Source organism: Streptomyces sp. NPDC059248, from assembly GCF_042753905.1.
Lineage (GTDB): Bacteria > Actinomycetota > Actinomycetes > Streptomycetales > Streptomycetaceae > Streptomyces.
In genome coordinates, this window is sequence record NZ_JBHYZV010000025.1 from 20,076 (window position 1) to 44,258 (window position 24,183).

Here is a 24,183-nt window from a genome sequence, read left to right on the forward strand (position 1 = left end):
TCCTGGCGCGGGGCAAAGATTACCTTGCCCGCGGAGCGGGCTCCAAAAGGATGCGGGGAGCCGCCGGGGTTGAAGCCCGGTGAAAGTCAAGTGTCATGCGGGGGCTTCCGGAGCGCGTTTCACCGGCGCGTGGCGCGCGGGCCGGGGCGGGGGTGGTGGCGCGCGCCGGGCGGGACGGAAGCGGAGTATGTGACTCCGGGCATTCGGACGGCTTCGGGCGGCTTCGGGGGCGGCTTCAGCGCCGGGCCATCAGCCGCCGGAGCCGGCCGCCGATCACCCTCCGTACCCCTTCGACTCCGTCGGCGGTCCGCAGCACGAGGGCGCGCCGGGGCGAGGCCCCCGCCTGGACGAAGAAGGGGCGGCCCCGCTTGACCACGACCCGGCGGCGGGCGGACTGCCCGGCGACGGAGCGCACCTCGGCGGTGGTCGACGAGCCGTCCGCGTACTCGACCCGGGCCTCGACCGCCCAGGCGGCGAGCCGTCCCGATGGCACCAGATCGTCCAGGGAGAAGGAGGGCGTCGCCTCCCAGCAGCCGTCGCCGGGGAGGAGGGGGGCCCGTACGGTCAGGGCGGGCGCGGCGCCGGTGCGCTCGGTGAGGGTGACCGTGGCGGCGACGGGGCCGAGGGCGGCGAGGCGTCCGTACAGCTCGTGGACGGTGAGGGACAGCCGTACGGCGGAGCCTATGGTGACCCGGCCGTCGACGGCGAGGGGCAGCTCGTCCGGCGGGAGGGCGGCAAGACCGTCCAGCGGTACGTCGCCGGGGGCGGGGGCGAGCACGGGGGCGCCCCCGTCACCGGTGGCGTACGGCGGGATCAGCCGGGGCCGGGGGGCGGCCAGCTCCACCAGCCGGGGCACCGCGTACGGCTCGGGGGCGTGCAGCAGGGCGGCGGCGGACCAGCGGGCGGCGGGCCGGGCGGCGGCGACGGCGGCCGGGTCGAACTCCGCGAGATGGGCGCGGGTCGCGGTCCACCACTGCCCCTTGTACTCGGCGGAGCGCTGCGGCAGCTCCCGCAGATACATCGGCAGGTCGTAGTCGACGAACTTGGTCCGCGCGGCGGTGGCGAGCGCGTCGAGGCCGCTCTTGCGGAAGACCTCGACGACCCCGGCGTGGGCGGCGAGGCGGTGCTCCCAGTTGGCGATGGAGGCGCGGCGCAGGGAGATGGAGAGCGTGGCGGCGCTGCGGCGGACGTGCCAGACGTAGACGGGTACGTCGGTGACGGCGATGCGGGGCGCGGCGGCGTAGACCCCGGCGGTGAAGACGAAGTCCTCGTAGTGGAAGGCGCCGTCGGGGAAGGTGAGGCCGTGGTCCATGAGGAAGGCGCGGCGGTAGAGCTTGTTGACGGAGAGCGTGTCGTGGAGCAGCTCGGGGTGGTCCGCGATGCCGTCGACGACCGTGCCGGGGAGTTCGGCGCCCTGCTCCCGGTCGTAGATCCCGGGGGCCCAGACCGTTTCCCGGCCGCCGGGCAGCTCGCGGCGGACGCAGACCCCGGCGGTCACATCGGCGTCGTGCTCGCGGGCGACGGCGAGCAGCGCGTCGGCGGCGCCGGGCACGAGGAGGTCGTCGCTGTCGAGGAAGAGCAGATGGGTGCCGGTGGCGGCGGCGATGCCGTCGTTACGGGGCGTACCGCAGCCGCCGCTGTTGGTCTCGCGGCGGACGACCCGGACGCGGGGTTCGCCGTCGAAGGCGGCGAGCGCGGTGGGCGTGTCGTCGGAGGAATGATCGTCGACGACGACGACCTCGGAGACGACCGGCCCCTGGGCGAGCGCGGAACGGACGGCGTCGGCGACATGGACGGCGTCGTTGTAGGTGATCACGACGACGCTGACACTGGGCTGACCACCGGGGACGGCTCGCGAACTCATGTGGAAATCCTATGGGACCGGACGCTCGCCGCGGGCCGCGTCGGCCGCGGGCCGAAAGGGGGAGCGGTTCCTCGGGTGGATGCGCCGGCCACAGGAGCATTGTGGTTGATCGCGCAGTTCCTCGCGCCCCTGAAAACCTCCCCGGCGCGCCTGAAAGCACTCGCCGGGGCCCGGGCGCCGCCCCGGGGGCCCGCAAGGGTACGGCCCCCGGGGTGGTGGGGTCAGCGGCCGTAGCGGATGAGGGCGCGGACCATGCGGCAGGTGGTGTCGGAGGGGGGATGGATTCCGATGTGGTCGGCCGTGGTGCGGATCCTGGCGTTGTCGGCGGTCGCCGGGTGGTAGACGCCCGAGTCCAGCAGGGCTATCGCCAGGCGCATCGCCTTCAGGCGGCGGTTGTGTGTCACATACCACTCCCGGGGCCGGCCGGCGGGGAGCGGTACCTTCGTCGGCGGTACGGGCAGGGTTGTGTGCCCGCTCGCGGCGGGCTTCCTCATGAGTCTGGATACGGCCATCGACAACCTCCAGTTGCGGTGGCGGGACCATCCCGAACTAGTGTTCATTCTATCGAGCGCCACTGACAATCGGCCCTGGCCAGACGGGGTGCGCGCTACCGTTGGCGGCATGGAGATCTGGATCAATCCCGCCTGCTCGAAGTGCCGTACCGCCGTCCGGCTGCTCGACGGCGAAGGGGCCTCGTACACCGTCCGGCGCTATCTGGAGGACGTGCCGTCGGCGGCCGAGATCCGGGAGGTGCTCACCCGGCTCGGTCTGGAGCCGTGGGACATCACCCGGACCCAGGAGGCGGTGGCGAAGGAGCTGGGACTGAGGGAATGGCCCCGGGACGCGTCGGCGCGCGAGCGCTGGATCGAGGCGCTGGCCGCGCACCCCAAACTGATCCAGCGGCCCATCATCACCGCGGACGACGGCACCGCCGTGGTCGCCCGTACGGACGACGCGGTGCTGGACGCGCTGAACCGGGGCGACCGGGCCTGACGGCCGCCCCACCCGTCACCGGGCCTAGGCCATGTCGTCAAAGTCCCGCCTGGCCCGCGACGCCCGGCACGCACACTCTCCCCCGTAGCCCTTCGGGCACGGGAGGTGCCCCCAGCGTTGTCGGGATTTCCCAAGTACGTCCAGTACGAGGTCAACCGCCCCCTGGCTTCGCCGGGGGGACCCCCACCGCCTTGGCGATGCACGCACCGGACGCCGCAGGCCCCGCCCTGCGGGCGGACGGCGCTACTTTGAAGACACGGCCTAGAACGGCCGGGGGTCCGCCTCGTCCATCAGAGTCTCCGCCGTGGCGAGGATCTCCGTCAGACGCGCCCCGAAGTGGATGTCGCAGGCGTGCGGGCGGCCGGTGCGGGCGCTCTCCAGCAGGGCGTCCAGCGCGTCGCGGAACGCGCCCGGCGGATCGGACCACTCGGGCATGACCGCCGAGCCGGCTTCCCCGAGGCACTCCAGGACCACACCCGCCGCCCCGGGCGGGGCGCTCAACCCCAGGGTCGCCGTGCTCGACGCGCCCGACGCGTGGCGCAGGACGAGATGCGCGGTGTCCTTCGGGCCGCGGGCCGCCGTCACGGCGGTGACCTCGCCGAGGACGGGTATCAGGACCGAGAGCATATGCGGCCCCAGATCCCACAGCCCGCCCCGCTCGCGCCGCCAGGGCGAGGCCGCGTACGGACTGGTGTTCCCGGGGGCGTACAACGAACCGAGCCACTGCGCGCGGGCCGTGAACCAGCCGCCCGCGGCGATCTGCTCGTCGATCCAGAGCCGCGTCTCCCGGGCGAATCGCAGGGTGCAGAACACCACGGACGCGACACCGGCGCGGGCCACCGCGTCCGCCGTCTCCCGCGCGGCCGCGGCGTCCGTCGCGACGGGCTTGTCCAGCAGCACATGGCGTCCGGCCCGCGCGGCCCTGGCCACCAGCGGGGCCTGGATGTCCGGCGGCAGGGCGAAGGCGGCGGCGTCACAGGCCGCGAGCAGTTCACCGACGCCGTCGTCACCGCTGTAGGCGACGGTGTCATGGGCCTCGGCGAGGGCCTTCGCGGCCTCGGGGCGCCGGGCCCAGACACCCGCGAAGGCAACGCCGTCGTGTCCGGCGATGGCCGGGGCCTGGGTGGCCGCCGCCCAGGGGCCCGCGCCGAAGAGGCCGATACGCGGCCGGTCACCCGGGGCCGCCGCCGCCCCGGTGGGCGCCGCGGTTCCCGATGCCGGCCGCCCCGATGCCGACTGTCCCGATCGTTCCGATGCCGTGGATGCCATGGCTCCCCCGTACGTCCCGTGCGGTCGCCCGCCGTGCGTGTCCCACGCGTCTTCCCGCGTTCCGATTCCCGCGTTCCGTCCAGTGTGGACGTTCCCCGCCGACCGGGCCCGCGGTAATCCACAGGACCCGGAATTCGAGTGATGTTACGTTGAGCGCACCGGCCGCGGGACTCCGGTGCGACTTCCGAAACTTGCCTGTGAAGCACTGTCGACGCTGCTCGCTCCCCCATTCCCCGGCCGGTTTCCCATACCCGCGCCTCCTGGGGGAGACCATGGAGCCGTCGCCCGCCGCGGAGCCCGTAACCGAGCCCGTAACGGATACGGATATCGCGGACGAGTCCTACGCCGATCTCGTCGCCGCCGAGGACGTCCTGCTGTTCGTGAACGCGGCCGTCACCGCCACCGGACAGCGCGAGTTCCGGTCCGGCGCCGCCGAGCAGCGGCTGTCGCTGGACTTCCTCCACGAGTACGTACGGGGCAACTACCGTCCCCTGTACGCCGCGGCGCTCGCGCTCGACGTCAACGACCACAACGCGGCCCTCATCGTCGAAGGGCTGCTGCGCACCGCCGGTGAGGCCACGGCCGAGCAGAAGCGCGCCGAGGGCCGGCTGATCGCGGCCCGGCTCGCCGTGCTGCCGCCGCAGCGGGTGTACCGGCTGTTCCGGGCGCTGCGCGCCGCCGGGGTCAACAACCGCAGGACGCGCGCGATCCAGCGCGACTGGCTGACCGCCCGGCCGGATCCGGGGCTCGACGCGGTCAAGTACCGCCGCGGTCTGAAGTCGGCCGTCCGGCATATCCATCTGCCGGCCCGCGCGCTCGACGCGCCGCCCGGTGCGCCGGACGCTCCCAGTGAGCCGGGCGCATCCGGCGAGCTGGGCGACTTCCTCTTCCGGCCGCGCGCCCGGGTCCGCTATTCGCATCCGCTGCTCGACGCCCACCGCCGCGCCCGCTACGACCAGCGGGCGATCTACGAGCTGCCGTACACGGTCGCCGCCGGATTCGCGGCCCGCCACCGCGTCCCGCGCGAGCGGTTCCTGGAGCGCGCCGCGCCCCGGATGACGCGGCTGGAGCGGCTGCGGACCGCCGGGGCGACCGGGCTCGACGACGACGCGCTGGGGAGCATGCCGCTGACCCGGCTCGCGCTCTTCGTCCTCTCCCTCCCCCTCGCCGAGCGCGCCGGGCGCCGCGCCGGTCTGGAGGCGGCGCTGCGGACCGCCGCCGCCCGGGCCGCGGGCCCCCACGCCGGTACCTGGGGGCGGGTTTCGGCCGTGCTGGACGACAGCCACTCCTCGTACGGCTCCGGGGTCAAGCGCCGCCGTCCGCTCGCGGTCGCCCTCGCCGCGCACCATCTGCTGCGCGCGCTCGCCGCCGAAGGCGCGTACCGCGGCCATTGGACGTCGGGGCTCACCGATCCGCTGATGGCGCACCCCCGGGGTCCGACACCGCTCGGTATCCGGATCCTCGACGCGCTGGAGGACTCACCGGGACGGCTGGTGATCGTCTCCGACGGCTGGGACAACGCGCCGCCCGGTCTCGCGGGCGAGGTGCTGCGGCTGTGGCGGACCCGGCTCGATCCGGGCCGGCGTACGGCGGTGACGCATGTGAACCCGGTCTACGACGCGGACGGCTTCGACGTACGGCGCCTCGCGCCCTCGGTGCCGACCGTGGGGATCCGGGACGCGGAGGATCTGGCGGCGCTGGTGGAGATCGCCCGGTTCACCGAGGGCCGTACCGGCGCGGCCGAACTGCGGGCCTATCTGGACCGCCGTACGGAACTGTTCCTCGGGCCCGAGCCCGCGCCCGAGCCCGCGCCCGAGGGGGAAGAGTGCTGAGCGGACTCGACACGACCGGGCTGACCACGGGCCCGGCGCAGGTGTGGGGCGGGGTCCGGCTGGTGCCGCTGCTGCGTGCCGCGCCCGTCGACGGGCTGCGGCTCCACCGGACACCGGACGAACCCGATCCGGACCGCTGCCCCTGCGAGGACGAGGTGGCGTACGTCCCCCACGGCCTGGTCGCCGACTGGTCCGGCGATGGGGGCGGGAGCGGGGGCACGGCCGCGTACGGGACCCGGCTGGGGCGCGGGGAGCCGCCCGCCGGCGTACCGGTGTCCCCGCGGCGGCTCCCGGTCCGGCGGCTGCGCGGTCCCGCGCGCGGCGGGTCCGGTCGCGTACGGGAGGACCGGCTGCGGTTCCTGCCGCTCCAACTGGCGCTCGGCGGCTATCTGGCGCTGCACTTCCGCCGCCCGTCCGTCGCGTGGGACACCTGGTCGCGGGAGGCGCTGCGGCGGGGTCTTTCACCGCGCGAGGAGGCGGCGTACGCGGGTACGCCGGTACCGGGGCTCGCCGAGGCGCTGCGGGTGTTCGAGATCCATCCCGGGCAGTGCGGGGTGCTGCTGTACACGGCGGACGACCTGGCGGGGGCGTTCGTCGTCCCCCACCCCGACGACTACCGGGCGCTGCACGCCACCCTGGTCGAGGATCTGTACGGGGAGCAGGTGCACCATCACGCGGTCTACGGGCGCCCGGTGCCCGCGTTCGAGGCCCGGCTGGGCCGGGGGCTCGGGATCCGGGACCTGGCCGGTCTGCGGGCCGCCGCCCGTCGCGAGGAGGCGGCCTGGGCGCGCGACCACGACACGGTGATGGCTGCGGGGCTGCTGGACGGCTCGTACCGGTTCGAGCGGGTGTACACGCTGGGCGGGTTCACCCTGGAGCGGTTCCTGCCGCCGTTCGTGCCGGGCCGGGAGCAGCACATCGGCGAGCTGATCCGGGACCACAAGGGGCGGACGGCGTATCTGAAGACGTTCCGGCTGTCGGAGACGCAGGTACGGCGCGGGCATCTGCTGGACGCGCTGCACACGGCGGACTGGCATCCGGAGCGGGCCGCGGCGGCGCTGGGCACGACCGCCGACGAGCTGGTACGGCGGATCAGGGGCGCCGGCCTCGGGGCGCTGCTGCGCGAAGGCGCGCCCGGGGGCGCGTGACACCCGGGGAGCGTAAGGCCCGGGGGCGCGTAATGCCGGGCACACGTGACGCCCGGGTAAACGTGACGCCCGGGGGCCGTGGGGCGTAACACGGGGTTCACAAACGGGCAACGGGTGGGAAATCGCCCCTTGGCAGGCTGCGAAGCACCCGCCCGCACAGCCCGCCCCGCAAAGGACGACACCGTGACCTTCAAGGCCGAGTACATCTGGATCGACGGCACCGAGCCGACGGCGAAGCTCCGTTCGAAGACCAGGATCCTCCCGACCGGGTCCGACCTGCCGCTCTGGGGCTTCGACGGCTCCAGCACCAACCAGGCCGAGGGGCACGCGTCCGACCTGGTGCTCAAGCCGGTGTTCAGCTGCCCCGACCCGATCCGCGGCGGTGCCGACATCCTCGTCCTGTGCGAGGTCCTCAACACGGACATGACCCCGCACGTCTCCAACACCCGGGCCGCCCTGGTGGAGTTCTCCGAGCGGTTCGCCGCCCAGGAGCCGATCTTCGGGATCGAGCAGGAGTACACCTTCTTCGACGGCGACCGTCCGCTCGGCTTCCCCGTCGGCGGCTTCCCGGCGCCGCAGGGCGGCTACTACTGCGGTGTCGGTGTGGACGAGATCCACGGCCGGGACGTCGTCGAGGCCCACCTGGAGAACTGCCTCACGGCCGGGCTCGGTATCTCCGGCATCAACGCCGAGGTCATGCCGGGGCAGTGGGAGTTCCAGGTCGGCCCGCTCGCCCCGCTGGAGGTCGCCGACCAGCTGTGGGTGGCCCGCTGGCTGCTCTACCGCACCGCGGAGGACTTCAAGGTCGCCGCGACGCTCGACCCGAAGCCGGTGAAGGGCGACTGGAACGGCGCGGGCGCGCACACCAACTTCTCGACCAGGGCGATGCGGGAGTCGTACGACGCCATCATCACGGCCTGCGAGTCGCTGGGCGAGGGCTCCCGGCCGATGGACCACGTCAAGAACTACGGCGCGGGCATCGACGACCGGCTCACCGGGCTGCACGAGACCGCCCCGTGGAACGCGTACAGCTACGGCGTTTCGGACCGGGGCGCCTCGGTACGGATCCCCTGGCAGGTCGAGCGGGACGGCAAGGGCTACATCGAGGACCGGCGGCCGAACGCGAACGTCGACCCGTACGTGGTGACACGGCTGATGGTCGAGACCTGCTGCACGGCGCTGGAGAAGGCCGGACAGGTCTGAGCCCGCCCCGCCGGCAGTCCGGCGGGGACCGCGGGACCGAAGGGGTGTACGCCGCGCGGGCGTACACCCCTTCGGCGCGTCAAACCTCGGCCGAGTGTGATGAGATCGGCGTCTCGGTCCGTGGGCAATGCACTCCTGCATGCGGTGTTCATCTGCTTCAATGAGCCCATGACCGGCTCCCAGAACCTCACGACGGGTCCCAGTGACCTGGAGCCGTTCTGGCCTTCCCGGCAGCACCACGACTTCGACCGGGTGTGTTGCCGCGCGATGAACGCGCGGGCCCTCTAAAACCGGTCTTCCGGCCTTCGGCCAGCGCGCACGACGTACGTCCGTTCCACCGACTCGTCGAACCCTCCGCGCGAAAGAGAGCAGACCTCTCATGGCGAATATCGTCAACTCCCGTACCTTCTCGGCGGCCACGGCCGTTCCCCCGCACCGTCCCGCGGTCCCGGGCCGCGCCGGTACGCTCCCGGCCGCGGCGCGCGCCGCCCGGCACCGGCTCCGGGCCGTCGATCCCGACGAGGTCGTACCTCCCGGAACACTGCGCTCCCTGACGGAGCTGCTGCCGCCGGGCGCCACCTGGCTGCCCGCGCCGCAGAGCCAGGTCCCGAGCCTGCCGGGGCGGCCCCCGATGGTGGGGTATCTCGTCCTCGTCCCGGCGGACCAGCTGCCGTCGTCGCAGCTCACGCCGGTGACAGCCGCGGCGGCCGGGGCGTCTTCCGTACGGACCCCGGGGACGGCCGGCGACCCCGCCGGGGTGCTCGCCGGAGTACCGGACCAGGGCGAGGGACCGGTCCGGATCGACCAGGCCGAGCGGGTCGCCAGGGTCGGCGGGGAAGTCCTCGATCTGACGTATCTGGAGTTCGAACTGCTGGCTCATCTGGTGGCCAGGCCGCACCGGGTGCACACCCGCGACCAGCTGGTGACGACGGTCTGGGGGTACGGGCACGTCGGCGACGGCCGGACGGTCGACGTCCATATCGCCCGGCTGCGGCGGAAGCTGGGCCCCGAGCACCGGCGCGCGATCCAGACGGTGCGCCGCGTGGGATACAAGTACGCGCCCTGAGCCGGGACGTACGACGCCGGATCTCTTACGGCTCCGGACCGGGCCGGGACCCCTGGGGGTCCCGGCCCGGCCGGTTCCGGCCCCGAACTGTGGCCACGGGGCGGATCTCACACTTCGGAGCTACGGTCCCACCCCTCGGACATGCTCATCGATGGGACCGGCCTCCTCAGGCCCGCGCCCGCCGGGCCCTGAGCCGGGCCATCGCCCCCAGGGCGAGATCCACCCCGAGGAAGACCAGCAGACTGATCCCGAGCAGCGGGACGAACCAGCCCACCAGCGCGACCGCCGCCGCCAGTGGCAGCAGCACGGCGGGCGGCACCTTCCGCCAGGCGCCGCGCGGCACCGGACGGCCGCCGAAGGACCGCTTCTTCGTGGGCCGTCGCCGCCACCACATGAGATAGCCCCAGACGATCACCAGGATCAGGGCGAGGGCCAGGGCCGCCAGGACGAGCTGGTTGACCACCCCGAACAGGACGCCCATATGCGCGTCGATGCCGTACCGGGTCAGCCGGGCGAGCAGCGGGTAGTCGTCGAACCGGAGTTCGTCGATGATCGCGCCGTCCGCCGGGTCGACGGCGACCGAGTCGAGCCGGACCGGGAAGGTGGTGTCCGTCTCCTTGATCACATAGCCGGTGCCGTCGCCGGGCAGGGTGATCGACAGGCTGCCGTCGATCCCGGCCGCGCGGGCGGACTCCAGCGCCCGGTCGATCCCGATGTCGGCGCCCTGGTAGGCGCCGCCGTGGCCGCCGCCGTGGCCCGCGTGCTCACCGCCGGAGCCGGCCGCGCCGTCGAGCGTGGCGGAGACCGCCGGGGTGGCCCCGCCGAGCTGGTCCTGGACCTTGCCGATGCTCTCCCCCGCGTACCGGGACCAGGTCAGTCCGGTCGCCGAGAGCACGACCAGCCCGACGACGGCCCACAGGCCGACCGTGCCGTGCCACGACAGGACGCGACGGCGGCCCTTGGCGCCGCGTTCGGGCAGGACCAGGGCGCGCCGCGATGTCCGGCGGCGGCCGATCCACAGGGCGAGCCCGCCGAGGGCCACCACCCACAGCCAGCTCGCGGCCAATTCGCTGTAGTTGCGGCCGATCTCGCCGAGCCGCAGATCGCGGTGGAGTTCGTCGAGCCAGGTACGGAGCGGAAGGGCGCCGGAGCCGCCGTACGAGGGCAGCTCGCCGCGCATCTCACCGGTGTGCGGGTCGACGAAGACCGCGAGGGACTTCCCCTCGGCGACACCGGGCGCGTCCATCAGGACCCGGGTGGTGTCGCGCTCGCCGGTCGCGGGCCAGACGCCGGTGACGGTGCCGTCGGGCCGTACGTTGCGGGCGGCGGCGATCTGGTCGGCCAGCGGGAGCGTGCCCTCGTAGCGGTTGCCCGCGGGCACGGTCAGCTCGTCGCGGTAGACGACCTTCTCCGCCTGGAAGGAGAGCGCGTACAGCAGTCCGCTGACGGCGGCCAGCAGGAGCAGGGGGCCGACGAGGAGCCCCGCGTAGAAGTGCATCCGGAGGACGAGGGGACGCAGCCCGCTCCAGACGGAGCCGGTGGACGCCTCGCGTTCGGTCTCGGTCCGCTCGGTCTGCTCGGCCTGTTCGGTCCGCTCGGTCTGTTCGACGGAGTCGCCGACTGCGGATATATCGGATGTTTCGGGTCTTTCGGGTCCGCTGGAGGCAGCGGTGTCAACGGTCATGGTGATCCCGGTTCAGTGAGTCAGGACAGGGGGAATCGACCCCCGGTCAGACGGCTGCTCCGGAGGCCGTGACGCTGGTACGGAGCGGTCCGGGCGGCCCTCGGCGAACCAGGATGTGACCGAGGACGACGGCCCCGCCGGGCCGCTCGGCGGCCGTGGTGCGGGGCGCCGCGACGCGCCCCGGCAGCTCCGGCGCCCGTACGGGAACAAGGCGGGACCGCAACGGGACGAAGGCGAGGGCGCCGAGGGCGCGGGCCAGTTGCAGGAACGCTTCCTCGCCGCGGGCGAGCCAGAGCCCGCCGATCGCCGCGGTCAGGAGATGCACCGCGATCATGCCCGTACCGCTGATGGGCGCTCCCCCGGCCGGAAGCCCCTGTTCGAGGACCGTGAGGGGATCGGGCCCGTGGCGCCCCATGGGGGCGGAGTGCCCCTGGGCGCCCGCGTACAGGAGGTGCATGGCAACCTGGCCGGCGAGGAGTCCCGTACCGATGAACAGCGGGCCGCGACGCCGGGTACCGGCGAGCCAGCCGGTGGCGCAGGCCACCGCGAACGCGGGCAGCAGGACGAGCGGGGGGATCTCATGTCCGGACATCCAGATATGCCCCGTCGCGGACAATGCCGTACACACCGCCGCGAAGAGTGCGGCCCGTAGGGCGCGCAACGGCGGCCGGGCATCGGACATGGTGGCCCCATGCTGCCACTGCTGTGTTACGGGTGTGTAGTGCGTGGCGCGTGTGGATTTACTCCATCAGCGGAAGGGCTGGTCACGGCAGGTGCCGCGGGGGAGGGTCGGGCGTATGAGACTTCTGATGCTGGGTGGTACGGAGTTCGCCGGGCGGGCGGTCGTGACTGCGGCGCTCGAACGCGGCTGGGACGTGACGGTCTTCAACCGGGGCACCCGGCCGGCGCCGGAGGGTGTGACGGCGCTGGTCGGCGACCGGACCCGGCCGGAGGATCTGGCCGTGCTCGCCGACGGGTCGTGGGACGTCGTCGTCGACACCTGGACCAAGGCGCCGACCGCCGTACGGGACGCGGCGCGGCTGCTCGCGGACCGGGCGGGCCGCTATGTCTACGTATCGACCTGCTCGGTCTACACCTGGCCCGCGCCGCCGGACTCCGACGAGTCGGCGCCCGTGGTGGCCGCATCCGCAGAAGACGGGGCCGACGAGGACGTGCCGTACGCGGAGTCGAAGCGGGGCGGTGAACTCGCCGCCATCGGGGCGTTCGGGGCGGACCGGACCCTGCTGGTCCGGGCGGGGCTGCTGCTGGGGCCCTGGGAGAACATCGGCCGGCTGCCGTGGTGGCTGTCCCGGTTCGCCGGGGGCGGCGCCGTGCTCGCGCCGGAGCCCGCGGACGCGCCCGTGCAGTACATCGATGTACGGGACATGGCCGCGTGGATCCTGTCGGCGGCGGAGGCCGGGCTGAGCGGCCCGTACAACATGGTCGGCGACCAAGGTGCCGTGACGTTCGGGGACGTCCTGGCGGAGTGCGTCCGCGTCACCTCGGCCGCCCGCGCCGACAAGCCCCTGAACCTCCGGTGGACCCCGGCGGCGCGCATCCTGGAGGCGGGCGTCTCCCCCTGGACCGACCTCCCGATCTGGGTCCCACCGCAGGAGGCCCCCGACCTCGCGGGCGCCCTGTACACCCTGAACGTGTCCAAGGCCATGTCGGCGGGCCTCCACTGCCGCCCCCTCGCGGAGACCGTCGAGGACACCTGGTCCTGGCTCCAACACCTCCCCACCCCCGCCCCCCGCCGCCCGGGCGTGGGCCTCGCCCCCGACGTGGAGGCCCGCCTCCTGGAGGGGTGACCTCCCGGACCCCTCCGGGTAGGGCCGCGCCCGGGGCGCGGCCCCGCCCGGCGAGGGCTTACCCGGATCGATGAACGCCGATCGCACGGCAGCCCGCTCCCGCTTCGACCGTGCTTGACCTGAACCTTGGTTGATGTACGAGAGTCGTGTCATCGAACGGCGAGACGAGGAGATTCGGATGACACAGCCCAGGATCCTGGTGACCGGCGCGACGGGAAAGGTCGGCGGCGCGGTGGTGGCACAACTGCACGCGGCGGGTGTGCCCGTGCGGGCGCTGGTGCGGGGGGAGGCGGACTTCCCGGAGGGGGTGCAGGCGGTGCGCGGCGATCTCGGTGATCCCGCGTCGCTGGGCACGGCTCTGGAGGGCGTCGATTCGGTCTTCCTGGTGTGGCCGTTCCTGAGCGCCGAGGGCGCGTCGGACGTGATCGACGCGATCGGGAAGCACGCTCGACGGGTGGTGTACCTGTCGTCCACCGGGGTCGGGAACGAGCAGGAGGAGCCCGGCGAGGCGATCACCATGTTCCACACGGAGCTGGAGCGGCTGATCGAGGCATCGGGCCTGGAGTGGACGGCGCTGCGGCCCACCGGGTTCGCGAGCAACACGCTGGGCTGGGCGGAGGAGGTCCGTACCACCGGTGCGGTTCGGGCGCCGCTGGCGAGGCTGGCCCGCCCGCTGATCCACGAAGCGGACATGGCCGCGGTCGCCGTTCAGGCGCTCACGACCGATGCCCTGCTCGGCGCCCGCCCCCTGATCACCGGCCCCGAACTGATCACCCAGGAACAGCAGGTGGCCCTGATCGGCGACGCGATCGGGCGCCCGGTGCGGTTCGAGGAGATCACGCTGGACGAGGCCGCCGAGCAGATGAAGGCCGCGGGCTACCCGGCGGAGCTGGTGGAGGCCATCGTGCCGGCCCAGGCGGAGATGCTCGCCAATCCGGAGCCGGTCAACGACGAAGTCGAGCGCATCACGGGCACCCCGGCCCGTTCCTTCCGGGAGTGGGCGGTGGATCACGCGGCGGACTTCCGCTGAGAGGGAGGACGCCGAAGCGGGTCCACCGGCACGGGAAGTGGCGTGGCAGCCGAGGCCCCTTACATTCCGTCGCCGCGATCAGAGCTGTTCATGGGAGTCAGCACGCGTGTGCTGGTCTGCTGGTAGATCACGGAACTCCGAAAGCTCACCACCTCCCGGCGGGCGCTGAACCGGTCCATGAGGAACGCGTGGAGATGCTCGATGTCCGGCACGGCGACCTGCACGATGAAGTCGTCGTCGCCGGAGACCACGAACACGGACACGACCTCGGGCAGTTGCGCAAGGTACGCCTCGAAGCCTGAGATCACGTCCCGGCTGAGGGGGCGCAGCCGGGCGAAGACCAGGGCCTGTAGTGAGCGGCCCAGCAGGCGCGGCTGGACGGCCGCGTGGTAGCCGGTGATCACACCGCGGGCCCGCAGTGCCCGCACCCGCTCCAGACAGGTGGACGGCGCGACGCCGACCTTGCGGGCCAACTCGCGGTTGGTAAGCCGTGCATCGCGTTGCAGATGGCTGAGGATCGCCGAATCAGTGTCGTCCATGGCCGTCATTCTCCGCAGTCCTCCGAACATCATTCGGCCGGTCCACAAGACCGCCGCATCACCCTCTAGATTTCCCTTCGCCTGCCCGCATCCGAGGGGAGCTCACATCCCATGACGACCGCCGTCGACCACTACGACCGTTTTCTCGCGGAGCACTACACGTGGATGCTGGGAGGTGATCTCCACTCGCTCGCCGCAGTCCAGCGCACCCAGCTGTCGGAGTGGGGTGTCGTTCCCGGCCCGGCCGGGTCACTGGCCGTGGACCTGGGCTGCGGCCCGGGACACACCAGCCTCGCCCTGGCCGGTCTGGGCTTCGATCCCGTACTGGCCGTCGACCTGAGCCGGCCGTTGTTGGGCGAGCTGGCCGGGCACGCCTCCGACCTGCCCGCCGTGCGTCCGGTGCGGGCGGATGTGCGTACCGTCCTGGCGGACCTGGTCCGTCCGGGTTCGGCGGGAGCCATCGTGTGTCTGGGCGACACGCTGACCCATCTGCCCGCCAGAGGGGACGTGGCCGCGCTGTTCGCCGATGTCACCGCCGCACTCGCGCCCGAGGGTATCGCCGTGTTCGCCTACCGCGATCTGACAGTCCCGCTCACGGGCACGGACCGCTTCCTCCCGGTCCACTCCACCGAAGACCGGATCATGACCTGTTTCCTGGAGTACCCGGACGACGACAACGACTACACCGTCTTGGTGCACGACCTGGTTCACACCCGAGACCGCCCCGGCGGCAGTTGGAACCTGGGTTCCCACAGCTACCGGAAACTGCGGCTCGACCATGCCTGGGTACTGGAGCAGCTTCGCCTCGCCGGACTTCATGTCACGCACGAGCAGACCGGGCCGGGCGGCATGCGGACCGTGGTCCTCAAAGGAGTTTCATAAACGTGCCGCATCATCAACAGCTCGGGATGCCGGGACCTGAACAACATCGGGATGCCGGGACCTGAACAACAAGAGCCCCGCACTTCCGCCCTCATCGGCCGGGGTGCGGGGCTCCTTGTATCGCTGAACTAGATGTCCGCCTTCTTGGCGAGCGCCACCAGCCCGGCGAACGCGTCGGCGGAGAGCATCAGTACCGGGCCGTCAGCGCACTTGGAGTCCCGCACGGGGACCAAGCCGGTCGCGGACGCGTGCTTGGGCGCCCACTCGACGCAGGTACCACCATCAGGACCACTATAGATGCTCTTGACCCATATAGCGGCCTTTGCATCGAATTTGGCAGTCATTGCGCGTACTCCTCGTGAATCTCTCGGATGCGGGCCACGGACGCATCATGCCCCAGCGCCTCAGACCGCAGGCGATCAAAGATCGCCTGCCCCGTCTTCACGGCCTTCGGCGTCTCCAACGGACGCCCCCCTTGGGGCCCTTCGACATGCAGCACCGTTGGGCCAGGGTCGAAGACCAGCAACGTGAAAGCGGTGCCGATCGGCGGTACCACGTCGAAGGGGACGAACTGAAATGTGACGTTGGGCGCTTCCGCCTCGCACACCAGACGCTCGAGTTGTTCAGCCATTACGCGATGTGAGCCGACTAGCGTTCGCACGCACGCTTCATACAGAATTGCCCAAACTTCCGGAGGATTCTCCTGTCCGAGGATCTCTTGGCGTCGCATACGAGCGGCCAATCGAGACTCGATAGCTGACGCCGAGAGTCGGGGAGTGCTCGCACGATAGAGGGCGCGCGCATACTCGGGCGTCTGGAACAGCCCCGGCACAAACACGGTGGAGTAGTCAAGGATTTGATGCGCCTTGCGTTCACGCTGGGTGTACGGCTCGAACCAGGACGGATGGTCCCCTTCGATCGCCTGTTGGCGCTGCTGTGCCAACAGGGTTCCGGTGCCGAAAACGCGATCGCACCCCTCTGCGAAACGGGCGCTGGGTACAAGCTTGGCGTTCTCCACTTTCGACACATACGCGCCCGAGCAGCCGACTGCCTTGCCCAGCCCCCGGACGCCGATCTTGCGAGCCATCCGCATCTCCCGAACGTGAACCCCGAAGCGCTCAACGGGAGTCAACGGAGTCTGCGCGTTGTCGTCGTCCACGATGTCGACCTCGTACTCTTTCTGCTTTCGGAGCTGCCGAACGGCGTTCGACCTGTTAACGACAGCCGAGCAACGGTGTTTCGACCAGCCCTAGTTGTGCTCATCTGGTCACCCACCGAAACCCCGGTGGAGCACAAGGAGGTACCCCGGGTGACCAGTGCTCAACGGTCCGGTAACACGGAGGGGCGTGAACGGGTTCATACCGCCTCGCCACCGCCCGAACCGGCCCCGGTGGCGGGCTGCCGGATCTGCTCGGCGGCGGACCGGGGACGGAGGTGGACCGAGCACACGTCCACTCGGGATCACTTCAACGAGGTCATCGCCCAGCATCCGCACCGCCGGGCGACGGATGGCAGGGCGGGCGTCGGATGAACGGGGACCGGCCCGCCTCCGTGAAGACGCTCACGTGGCCGCCGTGCGAGTGCGGCGGCCCCACATGCCCCGACGCGGTCCCGCAGGACGAGCGCGCACTCCGCGACGACCGCTCCTTCAGTCCCACCATGACGCGCCTCCGCCCCCAGGTGGAGAGCGCCAACCGGCGCGCGGGAGGTCCGCTGTGAACCAAAAGGAAGATTGCCGGGAGTGCGACGTTCTCCGCGCTCGCCTGTGGCAGGCACTACGGATGAAGGACGAGACCCTCGCCGTCGACTGCCGTGTTCTGCTCCGCCGCCATCCGCAGCACGACGACGTACCCGTGGCGACGACGGCGATCGACGCCTGATCGGACGTCTCGCCACCGAGGTGACCCCATGACCCGCGAGGCACTCCTCAACGACGCCCCGGAGCCCTTCACCCCGCCCTGCGCGTACTGCGGGCACACCACCGGAGCCCCGGTCATAGTCGGTGTGACCGAACGCGCGAGCGGCCCCCCGATGGTCCAGTACGCCTGCCCCGCCTGCGCGACCAGACACGGCGCGGGCCCCTCCCCCGACGACATGATCGACTAGACCGTCCCTCTCGCGACCTCCTTATGTCGGACGCTCACGACGGGTCGCCCACCTGCCAGTTCGAGGCGGCTGCCGGTGAACCGCTCCCGCATGAGCCGGTCGTGGGTGACGACCACCAGCGCGCCCTCGTACGACGTGAGGGCCTGCTCCAACTCCTCGACCAAGGCCGGGGAGAGGTGGTTCGTCGGCTCGTCCAGGAGCAGCAGATCGACCGGGCGCGTGACCAGCCGGGCCAGCTCGATCCTGCGCCGCTGGCCGTACGACAGCTCGCCGATCCGCAGCCGCAGGTCGGCGGGCCGGAACAGGCCGAGGGAGAGCAGCAGGTCGCGCTGCTCCTCCCGGTCGCCGGGCCGGTCGTGGGCGAAGGCGCCGAGCACGCTCAGGTCCGACGGCCACGGCACCTGCTGCTGTCGCAGTATCCCCACCTTCCCGGACACCCGCACCGTGCCGCGCCGCGGCCGGACCTCGCCCGCGAGGATGCCGAGCAGAGTGGACTTGCCCGCACCGTTCGGCCCGGTGACGAGCAGCCGCTCTCCTGGAGCGAGCGACAACTCCGGCAGGTCGAGCCGGTTGTCCAGATGGACGTCGATCAGCTCGGCGGCGGGCTCGCCGCTGGTCGTCCCGGTGGGCACCGACGCGGAGAACACCAGTGGATCGGGCGGCAGTCCGACCGGTGCGGCGGTCAGCCGGGCGACCCGCTCCTTCGCGTTCCGGATCCGTACCATCACCCCGTGGCTGCGGTCCCGGGCGCGGAACGCGCCGTGCCCGAACTTCGCCATCGGCGCCTTGCGCGGGATCGCCCCGAGGCGCGCCCCGTTCGACTCGGCCAGATGACGGCTGCGTATGAGCTCGTCACGCCAGTGCCGGTACTCCTGGAGACGGCGACTGCGCTCGGCGGCCTTCGCCGTGCGGTAGCCGGCGTAACCGTCGCCGTACCGAGTGATCCTTCCTTCTGCGACCTCCAGGATCGTGCTGGTCAGGTTGGCCAGGAAAGCGCGGTCGTGGGTGACCGCGACCACCGTGCCCCGGTGCTCGCGCAGGTGCGCTTCGAGCCAGCCGACGGCCTGGTCGTCCAGGTCGTTGGTCGGTTCGTCGAGCAGCAGCAGCTCCGGCTGGGCCGCGAGTGTCGCGGCGAGCGCGAGCCGGGACCGCTCACCGCCGGAGAGCGAGCCGAGCCGGCGATCGCGCGCCAGTCCGGGCAGGCCGAGCCCGTACAGGGCGATGTCGACGCGCTCCTCGGCCCGGTAGCCGTCGCGCGCCTCGTATAGGGCGAGATGCCGCCCGTAGGCCGTGAGAGCGGATTCGAGAGCGGGGCCATCGCCGGCCCTCTCCAGCTGTTCCTCGTCGCGGCGCAGCTGGGCTTCCAGGGCTCGCAGTTCGGTCAGTGCCAGGTCGATGGCGTCCTGGACGGTGGCGTCGGCGGGCAGGTCGAGCGCCTGCGCGAGATAGCCGACGCCGCCGGGCGCGCTGACGGTGACCTCGCCGCTGTCGGGCCGTTCATGGCCGGTCAGCAGCTTGAGCAGCGTGGACTTCCCCGAGCCGTTGTCCCCGATCACGCCGACTTTCTCGCCGGGCCGGATGGAGAGATGGACATGGTCGAGGACGAGCTTCTCGTCGTAGCGCTTGGTGAGGTCGTGCACGGCCAGTTGGGCGGTATGGGTACGCAAGACAGGGCCCCCTTCGGTGGTGACGGACAGGTGACGGTGCGCCCACGGCGGAGCCAGGCTCTACGCGGTGGCGCGTGCTGTCATCACAGAGTTCCCATGAGCAAGAAGGTACGGGACGCCGGCCCCCATGTCAAGACGATACGTATCGTCTCGTAGAAGTGAGGGCGGACTGACGCGAGACCGCTCGACGGCGGCATGTCCGTCGTCGTGGGGAGGGCGGGTGCGGGGTCGCCCCCGCAGCCGTCGGCGGGATGCAGCGGTCAGCGTTTCCAAGGCCCCGAGTTCCGCCGATGGCGAGGAGGTGGCCCCGGGACCGACCGACCAACCCGCGCAGAGCAAGGGCCCGCAGGGTCCTGGAGCAACGCCCAGCCGACAAGACCCCCACAGGACCCCGCACCCATCCGGTCATCCGGTCATCCGGTCAGTCGACGCGCTCCAAGGCGGGCGCCTTGCGCGGCGAGTGCCACTGGCGGTCGCCCAGGAGGGACATCACCGACGGGAGCAGGATCATTCTGACCAGCGTCGCGTCCAGCAGGATCGCCACCGCCAGGCCCACGCCCATCTGCTTCATGGACTGCATGGTGAGTGTGCCGAAGACCGCGAAGACCGCGACCATGATGGCGGCCGCTCCGGTGACCGAGCCCGCCGTGCGGCGGATGCCCTCGGCGATCGCGGTGCGGTTGTCGGCGCCGCCGTCGCGGCTCTCGCGGATCCGGGAGACCACGAAGACGTGGTAGTCCATGGAGAGTCCGAAGAGCACGACGAGGACGAACAGCGGCAGCCAGCTCTCGATGGCGCCCACCTTCTCCGTGCCGAGCAGCGACGCGCCCACGCCGTGCTGGAAGACGGCGACCATCACTCCGTACGCCGCCGCCACGGAGAGCAGGTTCAGCAGTACGGCGGTGACGGCGATGAGGGAGGAGCGGAAGCAGAACAGCATCACCAGGAAGGTCACCGCGGTGATGAAGAGGAAGACGGGGAGGATTCCGTCCTTCAGCTTCTCGTTGAAGTCGACGGACTCGGCCAGCTCCCCGGTGACGTACGCCGTCGCGCCGCTGCCGTCGAACGCGGCGGGGACGGTGCGTTCGCGCAGGTCGGTGAGGGCGTCCCGGGAGCGCTGGTCGGTGCCGTCGCCGGGCAGGGGCACCTCGATCTCGGCGATGTCCCGGGCCCGGTGCACGGTGACGCGGTCGGCGTCGAAGGCGGCGAGCGCCGCACGGACGGGCGCCGCGTCGATGTCGTCGGCCTTCACCACGATCCGCGCGGGGTCCGGCCCGCCGGGGAAACTGTCGGTGATCTTCGCATGGGCGACGGTGAGCGGCGCGTCGGAGCCGAACTGCTTCTCCATGCCGAGCTGTTCGGTCTTCATGCCGATCGCGGGCGCGGCCAGGGCGAGCATGACGACGGTGCCGAGGACGGCGAAGAGTCCGGGCCTGGCGAGGACGGGCCGCAGGATCCGGCCCGCGAGCGCACCGCCCTCGCGGGCGCGACCGCCCCGAACGCGGCCGTCGCGAGCCCGCTTGCCGCGCCGGGAGACCAGGGGAATCCGCCCGGCGTCGACCCGGTCGCCGAGCCATGCCAGCAGCGCCGGCAGGACGGTGACGGAGCCGATGACGGCGATCAGGACGACGATGATCGTGGCGAGGGCGAAGCCTTCGAAGAGCATCATCCCGGAGAGGAACAGCCCGGCCATGGCGAGCATCACGGTGACGCCGGAGACCAGGACGGCCCGCCCGCTGGTGGCGGCGGCGATCCGCAGGGCCGTGTCGGGGTCGCGGCCCGCGGCCCGTTCGTCGCGTTCCCGCCGCAGATAGAACAGGCAGTAGTCGACGCCGACCGCCAGGCCCATCAGGAACATCACGGAGTAGGTGGTCTGGAAGAGGTGGAGCTGGTGGCTGGCGAGGGTGAGCAGTCCGAAGGCGGCGGCGCAGGCCGTGAGGGCGAGCGCCACGGGCAGCAGGGCGGCGACGACGGTACCGAAGATGACGAGCAGGATGCCGAGGGCCAGCGGTATCGCGGTGAACTCGGCCTTGGTGAAGTCGTCGGCGAGCAGGTCGTTGAGCCATTTGTCGGCGCTGGCCGCCCCGAACTGATGGACCTCGACGCCCTCGTGTGCGTCCCCGGCGGCCCGGACCGCCTTCAGGACGGGTTCGACGCGCTTGCCCGCGGTGTCGGGGGCGCCCTTCATCTCGATCCGTATCAGCGCTTCCTTGCCGTCGGCCGACGGCAGGGGCGGTTCGATCCGCGTGGTCTCGCCGGTCGCGGCGACGGTCCGGGTCAGTTCGGCCGCGGTGGCCTTCCAGCCGCCCTCGGTTCGGCTGCTGACGAGGACCAGTTCGCCCGCGGGTGATTCCAGGTCCGCGTCTTCGAGGATCTTCTGGGCCCGGGCGGAGTCCCCGGCACCGCCTTCGGACTCGGTCATCTCGATCATGCCGACCGAGCTGCCGCCGACGGTCGCGAGGACGACGAACAGCAGCCAGCCGACGATGGCGGTCTTTCGATGGTGCGCGCTCCAGATGCCGACGCGTGCGGCGAGGTTGTGTCTCATGGTGCCGGGGCCCCCTGTTTCGACGAGCGGTTTTCGGTTCGGGGACGACGTTAGGAATCCGGGCCCGGCGGCCCCAGCCGTCAGAGGCCCCTGTGCGGAGCCGTAGGGCGAGGTCGCGGGGGTGGTGCCGGCAACACCCCCGGCGGGGGGCCCGGCCCAGTGCCCCGGTCGGCGGCCGGAAGGAGAATCGGGGGTGCAACGATGAGCGGTCGCACGGATAAGGGGGTACGGGCTCATGGAGACGACGCCGGTGGATACGGATACGGCGCGGGACGGGGTGGTGACGGCGGGCCCCGGGCCCGCCCGGGCGGGGAACGCGGCGCTCAGGCTCCTGACGGCACCGGCCCGCGGGCTGGCGTTGGGTCTGTACGCGCTCGTCGGCTCGATCAGCCTCTTCGTCCTGACCGTGGTGTCGATCGTGCTGCTGCCCCTGGGGGTCGGGGTGTTCTCCACCCCCGTACTGGTCGGTCTCGTCCGTACCCACGCCGGACAGCGGCGCCTGCTGGCGGCGCGCTGGGCGGGCATCCGGATCCCCCCTTCGTACCGCCCCTTCCCCCGCGATCCGCGGTCCGGGATCACCGGCCAGGTGGAGCGGTGCGCGGTCCTGCTGAAGGACCCGGCGACCTGGCGGGACCTGTTGTGGCTGCTGGTGGACATGACGGCCGGGGCGATCGTCGCGCTGCTGGCGTTCGGCCTGGCCGGGCACGGTCTGTACGGACTGTTGCTCGGCGGGGGCCTGTGGCTGCCGGTGACGGCGGTGGACGATCCCCACTGGTACACCTTCGTCCCGGTCGGCGACTGGGGTTCGGCGCTGCTCGCCGGGGTCGTCGGCGCGGGCATGCTAACCGCGGGACTGGTGTTCGGGCCGGGTCTGGTGCGGGTGCACTTCCAGCTGGTGGCGGCGGTGCTCACCCCGGACCGGCAGGAGCAGTTGGAGCGGCGGATCGACCGGCTGACGGAGACCCGGCACGACGCGCTGGACACCTCGGCGGCGGAACTGCGCCGGATCGAGCGGGATCTGCACGACGGCGCCCAGGCCCGGCTGGTGGCGATGGGGATGAATCTGGGGGCGATCGAGGCGCTGGTGGAGAAGGACCCGGCGAAGGCGAAGGCGCTGATCGCGACGGCGCGGGAGTCGTCGGCCGAGGCGCTGACGGAGCTGCGGGACCTGGTCCGGGGCATCCATCCGCCGGTGCTGGCGGAGCGGGGGCTCGGGGACGCGGTGAAGGCGCTGGCGCTGCGGCTGCCGGTCGCCACGGAGGTGGACGTGGACGAGCTGCCGGGCCGGATGGCGGCGCCGGTGGAGTCCGCCGCGTACTTCGCGGTGAGTGAGACGCTGACCAACGCGGTGAAGCACGCGGGCGCGAGCCGGATCTGGGTGGATGTGTCGTACGAGCACGGCGCGCTGCGGATCTCCGTCACCGACGACGGCCGGGGCGGGGCGGTCGTCGGCGCCGGTTCGGGTCTGAGCGGGGTGGAGCGGCGGCTGGGTACATTCGACGGCGTCCTCGCCGTCAGCTCCCCAGCCGGCGGTCCCACCATGGTCACCATGGAGATCCCTTGCGCGTTGTCCTAGCCGAAGACCTGTTCCTGCTCCGCGACGGTCTGGTGCGGCTACTGGAGGCGTACGACTTCGAGATACTCGCGGCGGTCGAGACCGGGCCCGAGCTGACCCGGGCGTTCGCGGAACTGGAGCCGGACGTCGCGGTCGTCGACGTCCGGCTGCCGCCGTCCCATACGGACGAGGGGTTGCAGTGCGCGCTGGCGGCGCGGCGGGCCCGGCCCGGCCTTCCGGTGCTGGTGCTCTCCCAGCACGTGGAGCAGTTGTACGCCCGTGAGCTGCTGGCGGACGGGGACGGCGGGGTGGGCTATCTCCTCAAGGACCGGGTCTTCGACGCGGACCAGTTCGTGGACGCGGTACGGCGGGTGGCGCTGGGCGGTACGGCGATGGATCCGCAGGTCATCTCGCAGTTGCTGTCCCGCAGATCGCTGGACCGGCCGATGGGCGGGCTGACGCCGCGCGAGCTGGAGGTGATGGAGCTGATGGCGCAGGGCCGGTCGAACGCGGCCATCGCGGCGCAGTTGGTGGTCACCGAGCGGGCGGTGGCCAAGCACACCTCCAACATCTTCGGGAAGCTGGGCCTTCCGGTGTCGGACGACGACAACCGGCGGGTGCTGGCGGTGCTGGCGTATCTGGACCGGGGGGCGGGGAGCGTACGGGGCTGACGAGCGGGCGCCCCCGCCCCGAGCCCCGAGCCCGGAGTGGCCGCGTCCGCGGCTTTCGGTCCTGGAGAAAGCTCCGAGAAAGCTCCGAGGAGGCTCAGAGGAAGCTCCGAGGAAGCCGAGAAGCCGGGTCGCCGCTGAACACACCACCGGCCCCGCGCGTATGGAACGGCATGCCGCTCCTCATGCCGGGGCCCTCGGCCGGCCCGCTCCCCCGGCACCGTGAATCCGACCATGTGATCGTCGTCCAGGGCGGGGAGTTCAAGAGCGGCCTCGGCAAGGACTTCCAGGGGCAGAGCAAGGACACGGTCTGGAGCAACA

21 protein-coding genes are annotated in these 24,183 nt (G+C 71.9%); 11 read left to right on the forward strand and 10 right to left on the reverse strand.

Annotation, left to right across the window (positions count from 1 at the left end; translation table 11 throughout):
* Window positions 1–235: 235 nt before the first annotated feature.
* On the reverse strand, window positions 236–1,864 hold the full coding sequence (locus tag ACFXG1_RS13310; protein ID WP_384742402.1) for a glycosyltransferase family 2 protein: 1,629 nt from the start codon (window positions 1,862–1,864) through the stop codon (window positions 236–238).
* A 221-nt stretch (window positions 1,865–2,085) separates the two neighbouring features.
* Window positions 2,086–2,358 carry a hypothetical protein gene (locus ACFXG1_RS13315; RefSeq protein ID WP_384722031.1) on the reverse strand — a complete coding sequence of 91 codons (273 nt, stop codon included), beginning with the start codon at window positions 2,356–2,358 and terminating at the stop codon, window positions 2,086–2,088.
* Window positions 2,359–2,485: 127 nt separating this feature from the next.
* On the opposite strand from ACFXG1_RS13315, the gene ACFXG1_RS13320 reads away from it, so the two are divergent.
* Entirely contained in the window at window positions 2,486–2,857 is a 372-nt protein-coding gene (locus ACFXG1_RS13320; RefSeq protein ID WP_384722028.1) for an arsenate reductase family protein, read from the forward strand.
* Between the two features lie 261 nt (window positions 2,858–3,118).
* On the opposite strand, the gene ACFXG1_RS13325 is transcribed toward ACFXG1_RS13320, so the two are convergent.
* Window positions 3,119–4,126, reverse strand: a complete 1,008-nt coding sequence (locus tag ACFXG1_RS13325; protein WP_384723327.1) for a Gfo/Idh/MocA family protein — start codon at window positions 4,124–4,126, stop codon at window positions 3,119–3,121.
* 260 nt (window positions 4,127–4,386) lie between these two features.
* On the opposite strand from ACFXG1_RS13325, the gene ACFXG1_RS13330 reads away from it, so the two are divergent.
* The 4 genes from ACFXG1_RS13330 (at window position 4,387) to ACFXG1_RS13345 (ending at window position 9,375) form a co-directional block, all read left to right on the forward strand.
* Window positions 4,387–5,958 carry a hypothetical protein gene (locus tag ACFXG1_RS13330; protein WP_384742437.1) on the forward strand — a complete coding sequence of 524 codons (1,572 nt, stop codon included), beginning with the start codon at window positions 4,387–4,389 and terminating at the stop codon, window positions 5,956–5,958.
* A complete protein-coding gene (locus ACFXG1_RS13335) occupies window positions 5,955–7,106 on the forward strand; it encodes a hypothetical protein (RefSeq protein WP_384716021.1) in 1,152 nt (383 codons plus the stop codon). The genes ACFXG1_RS13330 and ACFXG1_RS13335 overlap by 4 nt, the downstream gene beginning before the upstream one ends.
* A 183-nt stretch (window positions 7,107–7,289) precedes the next feature.
* Window positions 7,290–8,309 (forward strand): glutamine synthetase, encoded by a 1,020-nt coding sequence (glnII, locus tag ACFXG1_RS13340; RefSeq protein WP_384716009.1) that lies wholly within the window; start codon window positions 7,290–7,292, stop codon window positions 8,307–8,309.
* A gap of 388 nt (window positions 8,310–8,697) precedes the next feature.
* Window positions 8,698–9,375 (forward strand): winged helix-turn-helix domain-containing protein, encoded by a 678-nt coding sequence (locus ACFXG1_RS13345; RefSeq protein WP_384716024.1) that lies wholly within the window; start codon window positions 8,698–8,700, stop codon window positions 9,373–9,375.
* 166 nt (window positions 9,376–9,541) lie between these two features.
* On the opposite strand, the gene ACFXG1_RS13350 is transcribed toward ACFXG1_RS13345, so the two are convergent.
* Window positions 9,542–11,059 carry a PepSY-associated TM helix domain-containing protein gene (locus tag ACFXG1_RS13350; RefSeq protein ID WP_384716012.1) on the reverse strand — a complete coding sequence of 506 codons (1,518 nt, stop codon included), beginning with the start codon at window positions 11,057–11,059 and terminating at the stop codon, window positions 9,542–9,544.
* Between the two features lie 46 nt (window positions 11,060–11,105).
* Window positions 11,106–11,651, reverse strand: a complete 546-nt coding sequence (locus ACFXG1_RS13355) for a hypothetical protein (protein WP_384716015.1) — start codon at window positions 11,649–11,651, stop codon at window positions 11,106–11,108.
* A 205-nt stretch (window positions 11,652–11,856) separates the two neighbouring features.
* Here ACFXG1_RS13355 and ACFXG1_RS13360 point away from each other — a divergent pair, with 205 nt between their 5' ends.
* A complete protein-coding gene (locus ACFXG1_RS13360; RefSeq protein WP_384716018.1) occupies window positions 11,857–12,867 on the forward strand; it encodes an NAD-dependent epimerase/dehydratase family protein in 1,011 nt (336 codons plus the stop codon).
* Between the two features lie 178 nt (window positions 12,868–13,045).
* Complete coding sequence (locus ACFXG1_RS13365) at window positions 13,046–13,897, forward strand: NAD(P)H-binding protein (RefSeq protein WP_384716131.1); 852 nt, start codon at window positions 13,046–13,048, stop codon at window positions 13,895–13,897.
* A gap of 59 nt (window positions 13,898–13,956) precedes the next feature.
* On the opposite strand, the gene ACFXG1_RS13370 is transcribed toward ACFXG1_RS13365, so the two are convergent.
* The gene (locus ACFXG1_RS13370; protein WP_384716128.1) at window positions 13,957–14,436 is read right to left on the reverse strand and encodes an Lrp/AsnC family transcriptional regulator; all 480 of its coding nucleotides are present in this window, start codon (window positions 14,434–14,436) and stop codon (window positions 13,957–13,959) included.
* A gap of 111 nt (window positions 14,437–14,547) precedes the next feature.
* On the opposite strand from ACFXG1_RS13370, the gene ACFXG1_RS13375 reads away from it, so the two are divergent.
* On the forward strand, window positions 14,548–15,318 hold the full coding sequence (locus ACFXG1_RS13375) for a class I SAM-dependent methyltransferase (RefSeq protein ID WP_384716125.1): 771 nt from the start codon (window positions 14,548–14,550) through the stop codon (window positions 15,316–15,318).
* Window positions 15,319–15,446: 128 nt separating this feature from the next.
* Here ACFXG1_RS13375 and ACFXG1_RS13380 read toward each other — a convergent pair whose 3' ends face one another.
* Together ACFXG1_RS13380 and ACFXG1_RS13385 are read right to left on the reverse strand one after the other, a co-directional pair.
* Complete coding sequence (locus ACFXG1_RS13380; RefSeq protein WP_384716122.1) at window positions 15,447–15,662, reverse strand: DUF397 domain-containing protein; 216 nt, start codon at window positions 15,660–15,662, stop codon at window positions 15,447–15,449.
* On the reverse strand, window positions 15,659–16,477 hold the full coding sequence (locus tag ACFXG1_RS13385; protein ID WP_384716120.1) for a helix-turn-helix transcriptional regulator: 819 nt from the start codon (window positions 16,475–16,477) through the stop codon (window positions 15,659–15,661). The genes ACFXG1_RS13380 and ACFXG1_RS13385 overlap by 4 nt, the downstream gene beginning before the upstream one ends.
* Before the next feature lie 749 nt (window positions 16,478–17,226).
* Here ACFXG1_RS13385 and ACFXG1_RS13390 point away from each other — a divergent pair.
* The gene (locus tag ACFXG1_RS13390; RefSeq protein ID WP_384716117.1) at window positions 17,227–17,424 is read left to right on the forward strand and encodes a hypothetical protein; all 198 of its coding nucleotides are present in this window, start codon (window positions 17,227–17,229) and stop codon (window positions 17,422–17,424) included.
* Here ACFXG1_RS13390 and ACFXG1_RS13395 read toward each other — a convergent pair.
* Both ACFXG1_RS13395 and ACFXG1_RS13400 read right to left on the reverse strand, forming a co-directional pair.
* On the reverse strand, window positions 17,421–19,091 hold the full coding sequence (locus tag ACFXG1_RS13395) for a TlrC/CarA/OleB/SrmB family ABC-F type ribosomal protection protein (protein ID WP_384716114.1): 1,671 nt from the start codon (window positions 19,089–19,091) through the stop codon (window positions 17,421–17,423). The genes ACFXG1_RS13390 and ACFXG1_RS13395 overlap by 4 nt on opposite strands.
* Before the next feature lie 421 nt (window positions 19,092–19,512).
* Window positions 19,513–21,639, reverse strand: coding sequence for an MMPL family transporter (locus tag ACFXG1_RS13400; RefSeq protein WP_384742407.1), 2,127 nt, complete (start codon window positions 21,637–21,639; stop codon window positions 19,513–19,515).
* A gap of 235 nt (window positions 21,640–21,874) precedes the next feature.
* On the opposite strand from ACFXG1_RS13400, the gene ACFXG1_RS13405 reads away from it, so the two are divergent.
* Window positions 21,875–23,215, forward strand: a complete 1,341-nt coding sequence (locus tag ACFXG1_RS13405) for a sensor histidine kinase (protein WP_384722641.1) — start codon at window positions 21,875–21,877, stop codon at window positions 23,213–23,215.
* A complete protein-coding gene (locus ACFXG1_RS13410) occupies window positions 23,200–23,865 on the forward strand; it encodes a LuxR C-terminal-related transcriptional regulator (protein ID WP_384722638.1) in 666 nt (221 codons plus the stop codon). The genes ACFXG1_RS13405 and ACFXG1_RS13410 overlap by 16 nt, the downstream gene beginning before the upstream one ends.
* The last annotated feature ends 318 nt before the right edge of the window (window positions 23,866–24,183 follow it).